The sequence below is a fragment of the Arthrobacter sp. NPDC080086 genome (assembly GCF_040702285.1).
In genome coordinates this window covers 18,179-34,135 of the sequence record NZ_JBFBKP010000001.1, presented here as the reverse complement: position 1 = coordinate 34,135, position 15,957 = coordinate 18,179, and the positions used below count along the sequence as shown (strand labels likewise).

The 15,957-nt window shown below is 63.7% G+C and carries 17 protein-coding genes; 15 read left to right on the top strand and 2 right to left on the bottom strand.

Going from position 1 to position 15,957, the window contains the following annotated elements; genetic code table 11:
- The first annotated feature begins 27 nt into the window (after nt 1-27).
- The 4 genes from fliH to AB0305_RS00185 all read left to right on the top strand — a co-directional run bounded on the left by fliH (nt 28) and on the right by AB0305_RS00185 (nt 4,422).
- On the top strand, nt 28-771 hold the full coding sequence (gene fliH / locus AB0305_RS00200) for a flagellar assembly protein FliH (protein ID WP_366170287.1): 744 nt from the start codon (nt 28-30) through the stop codon (nt 769-771).
- The gene (gene fliI, locus AB0305_RS00195; RefSeq protein ID WP_366170285.1) at nt 761-2,200 is read left to right on the top strand and encodes a flagellar protein export ATPase FliI; all 1,440 of its coding nucleotides are present in this window, start codon (nt 761-763) and stop codon (nt 2,198-2,200) included. Before fliH ends, fliI begins: the two co-directional genes overlap by 11 nt.
- Before the next feature lie 106 nt (nt 2,201-2,306).
- Nucleotides 2,307-2,771 carry a flagellar export protein FliJ gene (fliJ, locus tag AB0305_RS00190; protein WP_366170283.1) on the top strand — a complete coding sequence of 155 codons (465 nt, stop codon included), beginning with the start codon at nt 2,307-2,309 and terminating at the stop codon, nt 2,769-2,771.
- 37 nt (nt 2,772-2,808) lie between these two features.
- Nucleotides 2,809-4,422 carry a flagellar hook-length control protein FliK gene (locus AB0305_RS00185; RefSeq protein WP_366170281.1) on the top strand — a complete coding sequence of 538 codons (1,614 nt, stop codon included), beginning with the start codon at nt 2,809-2,811 and terminating at the stop codon, nt 4,420-4,422.
- 354 nt (nt 4,423-4,776) lie between these two features.
- Here AB0305_RS00185 and AB0305_RS00180 read toward each other — a convergent pair whose 3' ends face one another.
- Complete coding sequence (locus AB0305_RS00180; RefSeq protein WP_366170279.1) at nt 4,777-5,760, bottom strand: DedA family protein/thiosulfate sulfurtransferase GlpE; 984 nt, start codon at nt 5,758-5,760, stop codon at nt 4,777-4,779.
- 183 nt (nt 5,761-5,943) lie between these two features.
- On the opposite strand from AB0305_RS00180, the gene AB0305_RS00175 reads away from it, so the two are divergent.
- Nucleotides 5,944-6,480, top strand: a complete 537-nt coding sequence (locus AB0305_RS00175; RefSeq protein WP_366170277.1) for an N-acetyltransferase family protein — start codon at nt 5,944-5,946, stop codon at nt 6,478-6,480.
- A gap of 384 nt (nt 6,481-6,864) precedes the next feature.
- Here the strand turns inward: AB0305_RS00175 and AB0305_RS00170 are convergent, their stop codons facing one another.
- Complete coding sequence (locus AB0305_RS00170; RefSeq protein WP_366170275.1) at nt 6,865-7,650, bottom strand: S24 family peptidase; 786 nt, start codon at nt 7,648-7,650, stop codon at nt 6,865-6,867.
- Between the two features lie 203 nt (nt 7,651-7,853).
- Here AB0305_RS00170 and AB0305_RS00165 point away from each other — a divergent pair, with 203 nt between their 5' ends.
- The 10 genes from AB0305_RS00165 (at nt 7,854) to AB0305_RS00120 (ending at nt 15,951) form a co-directional block, all read left to right on the top strand.
- Nucleotides 7,854-8,141, top strand: coding sequence for a helix-turn-helix domain-containing protein (locus tag AB0305_RS00165; protein ID WP_366170273.1), 288 nt, complete (start codon nt 7,854-7,856; stop codon nt 8,139-8,141).
- 139 nt (nt 8,142-8,280) lie between these two features.
- Nucleotides 8,281-8,706, top strand: coding sequence for a hypothetical protein (locus AB0305_RS00160; protein WP_366170271.1), 426 nt, complete (start codon nt 8,281-8,283; stop codon nt 8,704-8,706).
- A gap of 337 nt (nt 8,707-9,043) precedes the next feature.
- Nucleotides 9,044-9,880 (top strand): hypothetical protein, encoded by an 837-nt coding sequence (locus AB0305_RS00155; protein WP_366170269.1) that lies wholly within the window; start codon nt 9,044-9,046, stop codon nt 9,878-9,880.
- Nucleotides 9,881-10,034: 154 nt separating this feature from the next.
- On the top strand, nt 10,035-11,567 hold the full coding sequence (locus AB0305_RS00150) for a hypothetical protein (RefSeq protein ID WP_366170267.1): 1,533 nt from the start codon (nt 10,035-10,037) through the stop codon (nt 11,565-11,567).
- Nucleotides 11,568-11,636: 69 nt separating this feature from the next.
- Nucleotides 11,637-12,068 (top strand): hypothetical protein, encoded by a 432-nt coding sequence (locus AB0305_RS00145; protein ID WP_366170265.1) that lies wholly within the window; start codon nt 11,637-11,639, stop codon nt 12,066-12,068.
- On the top strand, nt 12,068-12,427 hold the full coding sequence (locus AB0305_RS00140) for a hypothetical protein (protein WP_366170263.1): 360 nt from the start codon (nt 12,068-12,070) through the stop codon (nt 12,425-12,427). The genes AB0305_RS00145 and AB0305_RS00140 overlap by 1 nt, the downstream gene beginning before the upstream one ends.
- A 23-nt stretch (nt 12,428-12,450) precedes the next feature.
- Nucleotides 12,451-12,594, top strand: coding sequence for a hypothetical protein (locus tag AB0305_RS00135; protein ID WP_199028701.1), 144 nt, complete (start codon nt 12,451-12,453; stop codon nt 12,592-12,594).
- On the top strand, nt 12,591-12,995 hold the full coding sequence (locus AB0305_RS00130; protein WP_366170261.1) for a hypothetical protein: 405 nt from the start codon (nt 12,591-12,593) through the stop codon (nt 12,993-12,995). The genes AB0305_RS00135 and AB0305_RS00130 overlap by 4 nt, the downstream gene beginning before the upstream one ends.
- A gap of 31 nt (nt 12,996-13,026) precedes the next feature.
- A complete protein-coding gene (locus tag AB0305_RS00125; protein WP_366170259.1) occupies nt 13,027-14,979 on the top strand; it encodes a phage tail tape measure protein in 1,953 nt (650 codons plus the stop codon).
- Between the two features lie 6 nt (nt 14,980-14,985).
- Nucleotides 14,986-15,951 carry a hypothetical protein gene (locus AB0305_RS00120; RefSeq protein ID WP_366170257.1) on the top strand — a complete coding sequence of 322 codons (966 nt, stop codon included), beginning with the start codon at nt 14,986-14,988 and terminating at the stop codon, nt 15,949-15,951.
- Nucleotides 15,952-15,957: the final 6 nt, after the last annotated feature.

The window sequence follows — 15,957 nt, the reverse complement described above, 5'->3', positions numbered from 1 at the left end:
TTCGATCTGCGGTAGTGGAGCACTGAGATGCCGCGCCCGCCGATCATCCCCCGCGACACGCTGGTCGAATACCACCCGTGGGAGCCGACCGACTTCGTGCGTGAAGCCGCGCTGGCCGCGGCCGCCGCAGCGCCACCCCCGCCGCCGCCCGAAGTGGAACCCGAAGAGCCGCCGATTTCCGAAGAGGAATGGCAGGCTGCGCTGGACGCCGAACTGGCCAACGCCCGTGACGAAGGCCGCCGCGATGGGTTTGCCCAAGGCTTTCAGGATGGCTTTGAACAAGGCCGCCGCCAGGGCGAAGAAGAATCCAGGCAAATTGCCGCGCTCATGCAATCCGTGCGTGAGGCGGTGGACCAATTGAACGGCAGCGTTGCCGAAGAACTGGTCGACTTGGCACTGCAACTGGCCCAGCAGTTTCTGCACGGCGCACTGCATGCGCAGCCCGAACGCATTCTGCCGCTTGTGCGCGAGGTGCTGGGCGACGCGCCTACTGCACCGGCACCGGCCATGCTGCGCGTGCATGCGGACGATGCGGAGTTGATCCGCCAGATGCTGGGTACCGAGTTGGCTGCCGCCGGCTGGACCCTCGTCGTCGACGCCGCTATCGAACGCGGTGGTTGCCGCGTACAAACCCGCTTTGGCGAAACCGATGCCACGCTGCCGACGCGCTGGGCCGAACTGACCCGCGCGCTGGGCCGCGATACCGCATGGATTGCCAGCGAACGCTCGGAAGCCGAGCGCGTGGCAGGAGGAGCGCTCCATGTCGCTTGAGACCGTACAGCCGTCCGGGCAGGGGGCCGCCAACAACCCCAACGTGCGTCTGTGGCAAGCCCACTTGCAGCAGACCGCCAAGCGCGCGCGCTTGGCGCGGCCGGTGGTGACGTGCGGCAAGCTCACCCGCGTGGCTGGCCTGGTCATGGAAGCCGTGGGCCTGAAGCTGCCGGTGGGCAGCGCTTGCCGCGTTGAACTGCCGCATGGCCGCCACGTGCTGGCCGAAGTGGTGGGCTTTGCCGAAGAGCGTGCCTTCCTGATGCCGCAGACGGACCTGGTGGGTGTGGTGCCCGGCGCGCGCGTGTTCCCGCTGGAGCCGCAACGCCTGCCCGCGGATGCGGCAGACCCGACGATTTCACACAGCAAGTTCCTGCCAGTCGGCCCGCGCCTGCTGGGCCGCGTGGTGGATGCCAACGGCGAGCCGCTTGACGGCAAGGGGCCGCTTGGCACGCATGACGAACTCGCTTGGGGCTCGCTTGCCCCGGCGCCGCTGAACCCGCTCAAGCGCAAGCCGATCGAGCACGTGCTCGACGTGGGCGTGCGCGCCATCAACGGTTTGCTAACGGTGGGCCAAGGCCAGCGCCTTGGCCTGTTTGCCGGCTCCGGCGTGGGTAAGAGCGTGCTGCTGGGCATGATGGCCCGCTACACGCAGGCCGACGTGGTGGTCGTTGGCCTGATTGGCGAGCGCGGCCGCGAAGTGAAGGAATTCATCGACGAGATCCTCGGCGAGGAAGGGCTTGCGCGTTCGGCCGTGGTGGCCGCGCCGGCCGACAACTCGCCGCTCATGCGCCTGCAGGGTGCCGCTTACGCCCACACCATCGCCGAGTACTTCCGCGATCGTGGCTGCAATGTGCTGCTGATTGTCGATTCGCTCACGCGCTATGCGATGGCGCAGCGCGAGATCGCCCTGGCCATCGGCGAGCCGCCGGCGACCAAGGGGTATCCGCCCTCGGCATTTGCCAAGCTGCCGGCGCTGGTCGAACGAGCCGGCAACGGCATGGTGGATGCGAGCGGCCGCGGCGGTTCCATCACCGCGTTCTACACCGTGCTGGCCGAAGGCGATGACCAGCAGGACCCGATTGCCGATGCAGCGCGCGCCATTCTGGACGGCCACTTTGTGCTCTCGCGCAAGCTGGCCGAGCAGGGCCATTACCCGGCCATCGACATTGAACAGTCGATCAGCCGCGTGATGTCGGCCATCGTGCCGCGTGAGCAGCTCGATACCGCGCGCCGCTTCAAGCAGCTCTATGCCCGCTATCAGCGCAACCGTGACCTGATTGCCGTGGGTGCCTATGCACGCGGCAGCGACCCGATGACTGACCAGGCCATCGCGCGCTACCCCGACATGGAAGCGTTTTTGCAGCAGGGCATGTTTGAAAACGAAAGCCGTGAGCACACGCTGGAGAAGATGAATGCGGTGCTGGCTTGACAGTGTGAAGACGCAAGCCGCATCTCAAATCGGCAAGCCGGAGGCTAAAGCCCCGGAGTTTGTGACCGATTGGTTGTGAAGTAACGGGACATCTGGAGGGCCCCGCATGACGACCATGAACAAGCCGTTCCGCCTCGAAACCGTGCTGGAGCTGGCCCAGAAGGACACCGAGAAAGCCACGCAGGAAGTCGGCCGCCTGATGAACACGCGTGAGGCCGCCACGCAAAAGCTGGCGCTGCTGTCCGACTACCGCAACAACTACCACCAGCAGATGCTGGCAACCGCCGGTGACGGCATCGATGTCACGCGTTTGCGCAACTACGCGGCCTTCATCGACCGTCTGGGTAACGCCGTGCATCAGCAGAAGGGCACCATCAACGCCCTGGAAAGCCAGCTTGCCGCCAGTCGTGCCAACTGGCTGGAGAAACAACGCCGCGAACAGTCGTTCGACATCCTGCGCCAGCGCCACATTGAAGAGCAGCGCCTAGACCAGGACCGCCGCGCCCAGCGCGAAAACGACGAGCACGCCGCCAAGGTGATCCGCATGCGTGCGGCCCAGGGCAGCAACTGAACTGAATACGAACACAGAACGCCAAGACGGAGTTACCGTGGGTTTGAGTGCCACTCCCAATGCTGCCCAAAGCGCCGCTGCGAAAGATCTGAGCAGCATGCTGTCGGCCAGCAACACCGCTGCGACTGACAAGACGCAAGCAACATCGTCCGGTACCGATACGTTCGGCAACCTGCTGTCGGATCGCCTGCAACAGGACCGCGCCGCGCAAGAGGCCGCGAGCCGCCGCGCGGATGCGCAATCCATGGCCAACGATGCCGCCAGCCGCCGTGCGGATATCGCCCGCAAGGACGCTACCCGCGCCCACGCCGCCCGCAACGACCGGGACACCAAACCCGCCGATGCCAACGCGTCGACTCAACCTGCAACGCCCATCGCCAGCACGCCAGACGTGGCCAACGCCAAACCGGCCCAGCCGGCAGACGCCAAGGATCTTGATGCTGCAGCGGCCCAGGCTGCCGTAGACCCGGCCGCACAACTGGCAGCGCAGATCGAAGCCGCGCGCCAGGCTGCGCAGCAGGCTGCTGCGACCGTGCTGCCGCAGCAGCCCGTCGCCCCATCGATCAGCGACACTGCCGCCGCAGCAGCAGCGCAAGCGGCCGGCAAATCGACTGCAACGGATGCCGCCACGCTGGCCGCATTGAACGCCGCTACTGCCGGCACGCAAGGCACAACTGACGCCGCCGCAACCGTGGCGCAAGCCGGCCAAGCCGCACTGCAAGCCGCCAAGGATGGGAAGGACGCCAAGGCAATCGCCGGTGCGGCGGGCGCCGCCAACACGCCAACGCCGTCAGCCACAGCGCTGCCCGACAACGCTTCGCTGGCGCAGACCTTCGCGCGCTCGCGTGCTGTGGCCGACAACACGCCGCCCACGGTGCGGCAGCTCGGCAGCACGTCGCAAGCGCAGGGTGCCAATGGCGAGCACGGTCTGCCCAAGCGGGCTGAAACGAATACGCACAGCCCCGTCACGCAAACCGCCACCGCGGCCGTGGCCGATGCCACCAGCCAAGCTGGCAATGGCGGCAGTGCCGGCACGCACGCTGAAGCCCAAAACGCGGGCACGCAGTTCCAGGGCGCGCTGGCGCGTGCCAATGGTGATGCCAGCATGGCGGCGCCGACGTTTGCTGTCGGCAATGCCGGAGCGACGAGCGCGGCAGCCGGCAGCGCCATCACGCCGGCTCAGATTCACACGCTGCCCACCCTGGGCGATGCTGCCTGGCCGCACAGCATGGCCAGCCAGCTCGCCTTCATGCAGGTGCATCGTCAATCGTCGGCCGAACTGCAGTTGAACCCGGCCGAGCTGGGCGGGCTGCACGTCAAGCTGGATGTCGACAACGGTGCTGTCAACGCCAGCTTTGTCTGCCAGCACCAGGCGGTGGCAGAGCTCGTGCAAGACGCCATGCCGCGTTTGCGCGATGCCATGCAGCAAGGCGGCATGCAGCTTGCACAAACATCGGTCAGCACCGGCGATTTCAGCCAGCAGCAGAACGCATCGCAAGGTTCGTCTGCGCAAGGCAATGGCGGTGGCAGTGGTGCCAACGGTGGTGGCCGCTTTGGCGGCAGCGCACAAGGCCGCGCGGATGCCGGCACCGTGGCGGTGACGCCGCAACGCGCCTCCAGCCACGATGGCGCCATCGACACGTTTGCGTGATGCGCCGCCCTGAAGGGCGGGGCGCCTAAAGTTTGGCTAAGGCCAGTCGTTAATTGTTGGGAGTGCCGTCATAACGGCCAGCCGCAAGGCGACGAAAGCAGAGAGAAGGACGGGAAGTAACGCAAACGTAACCGCATGCAGCACGCGGCGACGTTGTGATGAATAACAAGGGGGTCAAGTCCGACTGGCGAAGACGGGATCAAACGGGGATCACTTCGCCACATCCGCCTTCGGGTGGATGCCAACGGACCGATGCGGCGTGTCCGAGCCGGGGGGCTGGCGCACCGCATGTTTGCCGTACTTACGGGAAAGCGCACTGAGAAGTGCGCTTTTTGTTTTTGGAGCGATGCAAATTCAGGCGCGTGCCTCGGCGGCTTGCAGCGTGGCTGGCGATACCGGCACCACATGCTCCACGCCATAGCCGCGTGCCACCCACGCATCGATGCCGCCATGCAGCGGACGCACGCGCTTGAAGCCGCGGCTCACCAGCGTGCGTGCCACCATCACGGCCGATGCCTCGTTGGGGCAGGCGCAGTAGATGATGATTTCGCGGTCGGGGCCGTCGATGTCGAGCGCGCTGTCCTTGCCCTTGCTCGACATGTCGTACAGCACCGCGCCGGGAATGCGTTGCGGTTGCACTTGGCGCGAGCTGTCCGCGCGCACGTCGATGATGACCGGCGCCGCGCCCGATTCGATCAGCGCATGCAATTCATCGGGCGAGATGCGGACCATCTCCAGCATCTTCCGAAAGCGCCAGCGCTGCAGCCAGCGCGCGGCCACATATACCGCTGCCAGCAGCACGATCAGCACAACGGCGCGCGTGCCCAGTTCGTCAAGCTGGCGCAGCGCCTGATCGATACCGTCATGCGCCATGCGCCCGAGCATCAGCCAGATCGCCGCCCACAGCGCTGAGCCGCCCAGGTTGTACAACACGAATGTGCTGAACGGCGTACGCATGGTGCCCAGCAACGCTGAAGACACCGTCGACAACCCCGGCACGAATTTGGAAATCAGCAACAGCGGAGCACCCCAGCGCTCGAACTGGGTGCGTGTGCGCCGCACGCACGAATCGGGCGACAGCGACACCCGGCACAGCAGCGCCATCACGTGCCGGCCATAACGCTTGCCGGCCAGATACCACAGGCCATCGCCGATCAGCGCACCAGTGATGGCCGCGGGCAGCAATTCCATGAAGTACAGCGGGCCGCTCAACGTGAGCGCACCCCCCACCAGCAGTGTCGGCACGGCGGGCAGCGGTGCGCCCGCTTGCGTCAGCAGCACATTGAGGAACACGGCAAACGCACCGTATTCGGCGAGCAGGGGAAACAGATCGTGCATGGGAAAGGGCAAGGGGCGGCGCGCAAATGCGTCTGCCAAGTTACCGCATTCCGGCGTCGCCCGATACCCATGCCAGCGTGTTGCATGGGGTGACGTGCGCATCATGTGGGATTGGCGTGACAATAGGCATTGTCTTATCCCGCGCTTTCCTTTCTTATCCGCGCCTTCGCCATGTCTTCCGCAATGCCTACCGACGTTTCCGTTTCCAAGCACGACGTGGGTGCCATCGGCATCCGCCCCGCCACACCGGCTGACCTGCCGGCCATTGTCGCCATCTACACGCACCATGTGCGCACTGGCACCGCCAGCTTCGAAACGGAGCCGCCGGACCTGGCCGAGATGACGCGTCGCTTTCAAACCCTGCAAGACGCCGGCATGCCCTACGTGGTGGCCGAAGCCGACGGCAAGCTGCTCGGCTATGCCTACGCCGGCCCGCACCGTGCGCGGCCCGCTTATCGCAACACGGTGGAAGACTCAATCTATCTGGATACCGCTGCGCAAGGACGTGGCGTCGGCACGATGCTGCTGCAAACCCTCATCCGCGAATGTCAGGCGCGTGGTTTCAAGCAGATGGTGGCAGTGGTGGGCGGTGGGTATGAGAACCCGGGCTCGGCCAAGTTGCACGCGCGCTGCGGGTTTCGCGAGGTGGGCGTGCTGGAAAAGGTCGGGTACAAATTTGACCGCTGGCTGGATTGTTTGTTGATGCAGCGGGCCTTGTGAGTTGGGGCAGAGTGCTGCACCGAAGAGGCGGCAGCTCCCACGCCTTGCGCGTGGCTTCAAGCATGCGGTTCAGTGTTTCAGGCTCAATCATTCCGTTTACGTTGGGTTGCTGGTGTGCCCGATGCGCGCCAGACAGACTCACATGTTAGATTTTTCTAATGTTTTCGTCAAGAAATATCTAACTTTTCATGTTTAGAACGTTGCGAGCGGAAAGAAAAACCCGCCGCAGCGGGTCTCCATGTTGAGGGCGCAGGCAGCGCTTAGAACCTGTTCACGATCCGTAGCGAGCGGCCCGAGGTTGGCCTGAGAAGCGCAACCGTACATGGGTACGGTGAGCATCGCAGGGCCAAGATCGGGACGCGCAGTAGGAGCGTGAGCAGGTTCTTAGAAGTCGCCCATCCCTGACCGATATTTCACGCGGCCCACGATATCGATGTGCTCGAGTTGCTCAGGCGGGACGATGAACGGGTCGTGCTTCTCCTTGTTGTCGCTGACCACGCGGATTGAGCCGTCGGGCAGGCGGAACAATCGCTTCACGAGCATCTCGCCGCAATACACCAGCGCGAACACGCCGCCACCGGTGGGGATGCGTCGATCGGCCTTGTCGACGACTACCGTGTCATCGTCAAACAGGCGCGGTTCCATGCTGTCGCCGCGCACTTTCACGGCCACCAGGTGCTTCGGGCTGGCGTCCAGTCGGCGGACGTAATCGGCCTGGAAGGGCAGCGGTTCTTTCTCTTCCACGTGCCATGTCTCGCGGCCGTTGCCGGCGGAAAGCGCCACGTCCACATGGGTGATGAGGATGGTCGTCTCAGTCGGCAATTCGTCCAGGCTGTCGTACGTGGTGATGGGGCGCGCCGGAAAACCCTTGCTGTGCGCCGGCGCGCTGGCAGCCGTGCGAACCACATCGCCCGCGCTGCCACCCGCCGCTTGCGCGGCGGCATCGGAGAACGGCGTGTCCATGATCCGATCGGCAAACCCGAGCTTCTTCTCCAGCCGGCGCGCCGCGATGTCGCCAATGCTGCGGCCATCCTGATAGGTGCGCGACAGGAACTGCGCCACCTGCGAGCGCGAGTATCCGTACTGACGCTCGAACTCCGAGCGGTCGCCGTTGACGAGGGTTTGGATCCAGTAGGTCAGCCACTGGCGGCGGTTGTCGTAGATGTCCATGGGGCGCATTAGAGCAAGAAACTTCTAACGTGTGGTTTAGAAACATCTTGACACTGTAGTTTAGAATAATCTAAATTACAACCCATCGGCCTCCTTCTCGCCCATTCCGCCCATCCCGCGACTTCCCTGGGGCTGCCGGGCCGATCAATCCGAATCTCGTTCAATCCGCGCGCATCTGGCCGCGCCGACTGGAGTCTCTTCACATGACCGTTGCCCAAACTTCGATGGATGCCTTCCGACGTGGCCGCACCACGTCAACCGCCAAGCTGCAGTGCGATCGCATTGCCGATTACGTGGCTCGCTCCGGCACCGCCACGATTGCTGAAATTGCGCAGGCGCTGCGCATTGAAAAGTCGAGCGTCTCTGCACGCCGCAGTGAGCTGATTGCCGCCAAGCGGCTCGAACTGGCGGAGGAGCGCAAGTGCAGCGCCACGGGCCGCTGGGTGCAATCCGTGCGTGCGGTGCCCGTGCCGGAGCGCCTCATGCAGTAGATGTGAGTGTCCCGATCTTGCGCTGGCTGCGATGAACACGACGCATGCAGCAACAGCGCACGGCGCGAGTGACGCGTGCCGAACTCTGTCATCAATAAGCTGCCATCAATAAGCACTGAACAAAAAAAGGAAGCAGGACATGGGAATCGAAGACCGTTTGGAAAACTGGAGCCGCGTGGTGCGCGATCCGAGCTGGCAACCTCAATACTGCGCATCGTGGGCGCGCTTGGCCGTCGCCATGCGCGATGCCGGGACCGGCGCGCCACAAGCCATCATCACCGTCGATGTGAATGACGGCTGGCTGGTGGAGCGCGCCTGGCAGAAGATTGCCGACCCGGTGGCGAAGCGTTTGCTGCAGTATCACTACGTGCATCGCATGCCAGCAGAGATGGTGTGCCGCATCCTCGTGCGCAAGTACGGCGCGTCGCCGCACACGCTCAAGCACTGGAAGGTGCGCCTGGCGAAGGCGCAGTCGATCATGTCGCACGTCATCGATTCGGAAGTCGCGCGTGTGCAGATGACGAAGGCCGTGCGCGCGGCCGCAATGGTGCCGATGCACGCCTGAAATATTTTTCGTTTTTTTTTCGAGCACCGCTTGCACAGAACATATCCCCTTCGTATTCTGTTTCCCAGATGTTCGATTGCCCTCGCGGCGTAACCGGTTCAGACCGAGACATGCACCCCACTGGGGTGCATTGACCTACCCAGACGAAGCGCAGATGCAGTGAAGAAAAGCCCGCCACCCAGCGGGCTTTTTTGTATTCGCGCTTCGCTCGTACACACGCAACACCTGCCTCGATGTCACCGCACGGTGACGACTCGATCGAGGTGATCTCACTCCTTGATGCAACTCACTCGATCGATCGCGCCTTGCTGCGTGCATCGATGAAGGCGCTTCTCTTATGGCAGATCTCTCCGATGTTTCCAACGCACTCGTCACGCTCGTCACGGGCGTGGTCTATCCGAACGGAACCGGCCAGCCGTCGATCACGGGCAACCCGGTGCTGGTCTACAGCGGCTGGCCCAACATGACACAACTGAAGACCGACTTGCAGGCCGGCAAGGCGCATGTGTCAGTCTTTCCCAGCACCAGCCATCAACGGCACAAGAGCACAGCGTTCTCCGATTGGAGTGTGGCCATGCCACCCGCAAACACGCTGGCGCTGAGCGTGACTGCGCAGACGGTCATGGTGAACGGCACCGTCAGCACACCGCAGAACGTGGTGCTGCTGGTTGATGGGCGTGCGTATGTGTATGCGGTGCAGGCCAGCGATACACCGGCCAGCATTGCGACGGCGCTGGCTGCGCTGGTGGCGGTGGACCAACCTGCAACGGCTGCCGGTGCGGCGATCACCATTCCCAACGCGACGTACATCTCGCCGCGCGTGGGTGGTGTCGGCACGGTGCAGCGCGAGACGCGCCGGCAGGAGCGTACGTTCCTCATCTCCACATGGGCGAATGGCGCTGCGCCGCGTGACCTCATCGCGGGCAAGGTCGATGCAGTGCTCTCGGGCATCGTACGGTTGACGTTGCCCGACCAGGGTGCAGCGTTGCGCTACAAGCGCGGCCATCAGCATGACGACCTGACCAATGGCATCTACCGGCGTGACCTGCGCTATGCCGTCGAGTACGCGACCATCGTGACCGACACGGCCTACCAGATTGCGACGGGCGTGGAGAACATAACGGCCGGCGCGTCGATGGGCGCGCTGTTTCCTGTTCGGACCATCGTGCAGTAACGCCGTCGTGTCGGCCCGATGGTCCATGGCCTGAATCGCTTGGCCGTCTTGCAGTCGAAGTTAACCAACCGCGCCGCCCTGCTTCATTGGGGGGGCTTTTTTTATGTCCGGCCGCCTCTGTGCGGCCTTTTGTTTTTCTCACTCGGAGGCACGCATGCCGATCGTCCAGCAGGGCAGCATCAATACCACTGCACTCATCGTTCCGGACCTGTACGTCCAGATTGTTCCGCCGCAGGTCACCCTGCTCAATGGCGTTCCCACCAACGTGCTCGGCGTGGTCGGCACGGCTACCTGGGGCCCCGTCAACTCGCCGACGCTGATCGGCAACATGGCCATGTACGCGCAGACGTTTGGTGCGATCCAGAACCGCACCTACGACATGGGCACCGCCGTGGCTGTGGCTGTGCAGCAGGGCGCCAACAACTTCCGCTGCGTGCGTGTGACCGACGGCACCGACACCGCCGCCACGGTGGTCGCGCAGACCAACGGCGTGACGTTCAGCGCCAAGTACACGGGCTCGCTGGGCAACACCGTCACGGTGGCGCTGTCGGCCGGCTCGGCCGCCAATACGTGGAAGGTGACCGTGGCTGCGCCCACGCTGGCACCGGAAGTGTTCGACAACATCGGTGCGGGCCAGACCGGCAATGCGCTGTGGGTGGCGATCGCCAACGCCATCAACAACGGCGTGAGCGTGATGCGCGGCGCCTCGCAGATCATCACTGCCACCGCAGGCGCCAGCACCACCGCACCGACGGCGGCCACGCTGCAACTGGCAGGCGGCACTGACGGCGCAGCCACCATCAGCGGTGCTGTGCTGCTCGGCCAGGACACCGTGCCCCGCAAGGGCATGTATGCGCTGCGCAACCAGGGCGTGTCGATCGCCATGTTGGCCGATTGCGCCGACGCGACCACCTGGCCGACCCAGGTGGCGTTCGGCCTGTCGGAGGGCATCTACATGATCGGCACGGGCCCGAGCGGTGACACCATCGCCAACGCCGTCACGGCTAAGAGCACCGCCGGCATCGACTCGTACGCCTTCAAGCTGCTGTTTGGCGATTGGGTGTACTGGCTCGATACCGTGAACGGTGTGACGCGCCTGGTGTCGCCGCAAGGCTTTGTGGCGGGCCTGCTGGCCAACCTGTCCCCGCAGAACAGCAGCCTGAACAAGCCGATCTATGGCGTGGTGGGCACGCAGAAGACGTTCGCCAACCAGAGCTACAGCTCGGCCGAGTTGCAGGCGCTCATTCAAGCAGGCATCGACGTGGTGACCAACCCGGTCCCGGGTGGTGCGTACTTCGGCTGCCGCGCGGGCCACAACACCAGCTCGAACGCGCTCACGCAGGGCGATAACTACACGCGCATGACCAACTACATCGCCAGCACGATCAACGCGGGCATGGGTAAGTACGTTGGTCAGCTGCAGTCGGCCACGGTGCGCGCGCAGGCGGCGGCCACGCTGTCGAACTTCCTCAGCTCGATGGAGCAGCAGGGGATGATCGGCGCGGTCAACGGCGGCCCGGCATTCTCGGTGCAGATCGATGCCAACAACAACCCGATGAACCGAGTGGCGCTGGGCTACATGCAGGCTGACGTGAAGGTGGTCTACCTGTCGGTCATCGAGAAGTTCCTGGTGAACGTGGAAGGCTCGCAGGCGACGGTGATTCGCACCTCGACCGCAAACCAGTAATCCAACTCACACCCGCCAATCAACCTTCTGGCCCCGCATGGCGCGGGGTCTTTTCTTTTGGAGAACGTTATGCCGATTCAAGGCTACTCCGTCGGTCGCGACTACACGCTGGTCATCCAGACTGCAAACGGCACGCTGCAACCGAACAAAATCACCGCATTCAAGAGCAAGCAGGATGTGACCGACGTGCGCGTCAAGCGCCTGGACGGCATCACCGACCACATCCGTTTCTTCGACGGCTGGTCGGGCTCGTTTGACGTGGAGCGCCAGGACGCCACGCTCGACAACTATTTCGCCCAGCTCGAAGCGGGCTACTACGCCGGCGTGAACGAAGCGCCCGCGCAGATCTACGAAACGATCCAGGAAGCCAATGGCTCGGTCTCGCAGTTCCGCTACGACGGCGTGCTCATGACGCTGGCCGATGCCGGCAACCGCGCGGGCGACGCCACCATCAAGCAATCCGTCAACTTCGTGGCCTCGCGCCGCATCAAGGTGTCCTGATGACCAACGTGACCATCACGCCCTCTCAACAGATCATCAAGGCCGCCGCGAAAGACGTGGTGGTCGACGATGCACTGGGCCGCAAGATCACGCTGCGCAAACCGAGCCCGCTGGCCAACCTCGACTTTGCCAAGGCCGCGGGCGGCAGCGAGCTGAACATGCTCTACCTGGCCGAGGTCGCGCACCTGAAGTTCGTGTCCGCCATTGATGGCGAACCGGTGCCGACGCCTGCCTTCGAAGCCCAGTTGCGTGCGCTGTATCAACGCCTGGGCGAAGAGGGCAACGAAGCGGCGCAGCGTGGTGTGGCCGCGAGCTTCATCAACGTTGCCACGTCGGAGTCCGAGCTAAAAAACTCCTGACGAACGGCCCGTTTCACGAGGCGATGTGGCTCGTGCATAACGGTGTTCCGTTCGACGTGGCGTTTTCACTGGACGACACCATGCGGCAGGCGATGGCCATCAAATGCAGCGAATTCCACGGCGCGGAGTTCGACCTGAAGACGATGTCTTTCAAGGAGCGAGAATGAACCTCTCGTTAGCAGAGATGGCACGTCGCCTGACCGAGCTGGAGGCACGGGTGCCGGAGGCGCTGTCGCAGGGGCTGGCCGCAGCCGCTGCGGCGATGGAGCAGGCGGCCCGCGCCAAGGCGGTGGAGAGCGCAGCGGCCGCCGGCATCACCGAGGCGGCTCGCGTGAACGCGCTGCGCGATTCCATCGGCCACACGGTCAAGGGGTTGGAGGCGGCCATCGGCTCCAACGCCAACCAGGCTGTCGTTCAGGAGCTTGGCAGTGCGCAGACGCCACCGCATCCGTTTCTGGGTGCGGTGGCGAATGAGCAGGCCGACGTGGTGCAAAAGAGCGTGGGCGATGCGGTGACGGCGGTGCTGGAGGGCCGCCCGATCAACTCCACCGTAAGCGCGCACACGTGAGATCGGTGGCCTCAACAGATAAAGGATTCCTATGAGCCTCGATGCTTACAAGATTGGAATACAGATTGCGTTGGTGGATAACGTTTCGCGCGGGTTGGTGGCGATCGCCGCGCAATTCGAATCCGTCAACAAGAGCGCAGAGAAGCTGGAGACCCGGCTGGAGAAGGTCAAGAAGCTGATGGACTTCGACACCGGCTTGGTCAAGGCGGGCAATGAAGCCGTCCACATGTGGGATAAGCAGGTGGATGCCGCATCGAAGTACCACGCGGTGCTTGAGCGCATCAGCCGCTTTGATCCTGGCGCTGCAGCAGCCAACGAAAAATTCCTCAAAGGCCTGGACATCAAGGGCATGTCGGTCACGGATGTCGGGCAGCTGTTTGGTGGGGCGCAGAACATTCTGCAGAGTTCGTCCCAAGCGCAGGACGTCACGAAACTGCTGGCCCAGGCGAGAACGGCCTTCGGGGCGGCAACCGGCGTCAAGGACGGTGCGCAACTCGACAGCATGGCGCTGGCTACGCTCAAAGTCGCGCAGATGCGCGACGGCGTGATCGGCAAAGACGGCAAGATCGACGTGAAGAAGGTGGAAGAGACCTTCGACATGCTGGTCAACACGGCATTGGCGAGCAACGGCGGTGTGTTGCCGAAGGACTATCTGGAGGCCATGCAGGGCGGCAAGCTGTCTGGCGCGCTGAAGCCGTCTGAAGCAGCAGCGTTTGGGCTGAAGCAGTTCATGCAGGCCAACGGCGGCTCGAAGGCTGGCGTTGACGCTATGTCGGCGCTCCAAGGCTGGGCGGCAGGCAACATGTCTGCAACGGTTGCGCACGAGTTGGAACGGGTCAAGCTGCTTGACCCGAAGGCCGTGCATCGCGACAAGGCTGGGCGCATCACCAGTGTGGATGCGACGGGTATGACGAACGCGGCGAACTTCGCCAACAATCCGCTTCAGTACCTGTTGGACGAGATCGTGCCGGCGCTGAAGAAGCGCGGCTATAGCGGAGATAGCCTCAACACCCAGCTGGGCAGCCTGCTCGGCATGAAGGGTGAGAAGAACATCCTGCAACAGCTTGAGCATGAGAAGGAACGAGCTGGGCTGTACCTGCAGAACGCCAAGAATGGGCCCGGCACCGTCAAGCTCTACGAGAAGGACAACGAAGGGCTCGAAGGCAAGCTGAGGGACTACGAAGCCAAGAAGACGAACCTCAATATCGCGCTCGGGGAGCACATCCTGCCGTTGGCGATTTCGGGGTTGGAGAAGTTCAACAGCATGCTCGATGGCATCACGAAGTGGGCGCAGGAGAATCCGGGCACAACGAAGACACTCATGGCCCTGGCTACGGGGCTGACCTTTTTGTCTAAGGTAAGCACGACGCTTTCGTTGCCTTTGCCGGGCGGCGGAGGCAAGGGCGGTGGCGGCTTTGGACGCGGCTTGAGCAATATCGCCAAGTCCGTGGGGCAGGGTGCGCTGCGTTTGGGGGCTGGTGTTGGGCGGACAGCGATGTCAGTGCTCCGCGCGGGTAGTGGATTGGGCCGCGGTCTGCTGAGCGCTGCGGGAACGTTGGTGCGGTCTCCTCTCGCCGCACGGGCAGCGGGCATGCTCGGGCCGGCCGGTGCGGTGCTGGGAACAGGTTACCTCAGTTATCGACTGGGTAGCTTCGTTAACGACAACGTCATCAGCCCGTTGATCGAGCGCGCCAGCGGCGTCAAGGGCGCGACGCTCGGTACGTTTCTGTACGACGTGCTCCACGGGGACACCGGCAAGAAGCTGACGGCGACCACGCCGGCATCTAGCCAAAGTTCCACCCCGGCCGGCTCCGCTGTGAAGGTCGCTGAGCCAAAGTTCGTCTACCTCAAGGGCGATGTGACGATGGACGGTCGCTCCGTCGGCCAGGTGGTCTGGAAACAGATCGAAGGCAATCTGGCGCGCCCGCAAACCGGCGCCAGCAGCTTCAACACCGGCATGAACCTCATGCCATCCGGACTCTGATCAACCATGCCCGACTTCACTCTCAAACTCGGACAGAATTTCCAATTCAAGGACTTGGAAATTCCCGAAACAATCTCGTTTGGCGGCACGCAAAAGCTGGCCATGCATGACTTGGTGGGCGGCACGCGGGTGATCGACTCGATGGGGGCATTCTGTGCGCCCGTCGAGTGGTCTGGCTGGCTGCTCGGTACAGAAGCACTCGCTCGCGCCCGCGAGCTGGATGATCTGCGCGTGAGTGGCAAGGAACTGGTGCTGCAGTGGTCCGAGATCTGCTACATCGTCGTCATCCGCGAATTTCGTGCAGACTTCCAGCGCACTTACAAGATCCCGTACAAGATCTCGTGCGAGGTGTCGAGCGACATGTCCAAATACACGATGCCGGACGAAGGCACCGGCATCGACGGCCTGGTCAAGAGCGACGCCGCAGCCATGACCGACATGGCCAGCAGCATTGGAGACGGCACGCTATCCAGCCTGATCGACTCGGCCAACTCGGCGATCGACACGGTGGCGAGCTTCGCCAACGCCGCGCAGTCCACGCTCAGCAACGTGCTGCAGAAGGTGACGGCCGTGCGGGACCGTGCGCAGACATTGGTTGCATCCGCCAACAGCGAGTTGATGAAGGTGGCAACGCTAGGCGGCATCCTGCCGAACAATCCGGTGGCGCAGCAGGTGGCGAAGCTCAACGGCCAGATCAACTCGGCGCTGAGCTTGCCCGTGCTGGTTCAGCTCGATCGTGTGGCGGGCCGCATGCAGACGAATATCGCGTCGGTCTACAAGAGCGCCAAGCATGTGGTGACAGCCGGTGGTGACCTGATGAAGCTTGCCGCCAAGGAGTACGACGACGCGATGGCGTGGACGAGCCTCGCCAAGGCCAACCCCGAGCTGTTGTGGGACCCGCTGGTGCAAGGCGTCAAAACACTCATCGTGCCGCCCCACAAGGACACTGCCGGTGGGTTGCCGAATCCATAGCGCACC

Coding starts and splice junctions, on each gene's coding strand:
- fliH (WP_366170287.1), top strand. CDS start 28: ATGCCGCGCCCGCCGATCATCCCCCGCGACACGCTGGTCGAATACCAC.
- fliI (WP_366170285.1), top strand. CDS start 761: ATGTCGCTTGAGACCGTACAGCCGTCCGGGCAGGGGGCCGCCAACAAC.
- fliJ (WP_366170283.1), top strand. CDS start 2,307: ATGACGACCATGAACAAGCCGTTCCGCCTCGAAACCGTGCTGGAGCTG.
- AB0305_RS00180 (WP_366170279.1), bottom strand. CDS start 5,760: ATGCACGATCTGTTTCCCCTGCTCGCCGAATACGGTGCGTTTGCCGTG.
- AB0305_RS00175 (WP_366170277.1), top strand. CDS start 5,944: ATGCCTACCGACGTTTCCGTTTCCAAGCACGACGTGGGTGCCATCGGC.
- AB0305_RS00170 (WP_366170275.1), bottom strand. CDS start 7,650: ATGGACATCTACGACAACCGCCGCCAGTGGCTGACCTACTGGATCCAA.
- AB0305_RS00165 (WP_366170273.1), top strand. CDS start 7,854: ATGACCGTTGCCCAAACTTCGATGGATGCCTTCCGACGTGGCCGCACC.
- AB0305_RS00160 (WP_366170271.1), top strand. CDS start 8,281: ATGGGAATCGAAGACCGTTTGGAAAACTGGAGCCGCGTGGTGCGCGAT.
- AB0305_RS00155 (WP_366170269.1), top strand. CDS start 9,044: ATGGCAGATCTCTCCGATGTTTCCAACGCACTCGTCACGCTCGTCACG.
- AB0305_RS00150 (WP_366170267.1), top strand. CDS start 10,035: ATGCCGATCGTCCAGCAGGGCAGCATCAATACCACTGCACTCATCGTT.
- AB0305_RS00145 (WP_366170265.1), top strand. CDS start 11,637: ATGCCGATTCAAGGCTACTCCGTCGGTCGCGACTACACGCTGGTCATC.
- AB0305_RS00140 (WP_366170263.1), top strand. CDS start 12,068: ATGACCAACGTGACCATCACGCCCTCTCAACAGATCATCAAGGCCGCC.
- AB0305_RS00135 (WP_199028701.1), top strand. CDS start 12,451: ATGTGGCTCGTGCATAACGGTGTTCCGTTCGACGTGGCGTTTTCACTG.
- AB0305_RS00130 (WP_366170261.1), top strand. CDS start 12,591: ATGAACCTCTCGTTAGCAGAGATGGCACGTCGCCTGACCGAGCTGGAG.
- AB0305_RS00125 (WP_366170259.1), top strand. CDS start 13,027: ATGAGCCTCGATGCTTACAAGATTGGAATACAGATTGCGTTGGTGGAT.
- AB0305_RS00120 (WP_366170257.1), top strand. CDS start 14,986: ATGCCCGACTTCACTCTCAAACTCGGACAGAATTTCCAATTCAAGGAC.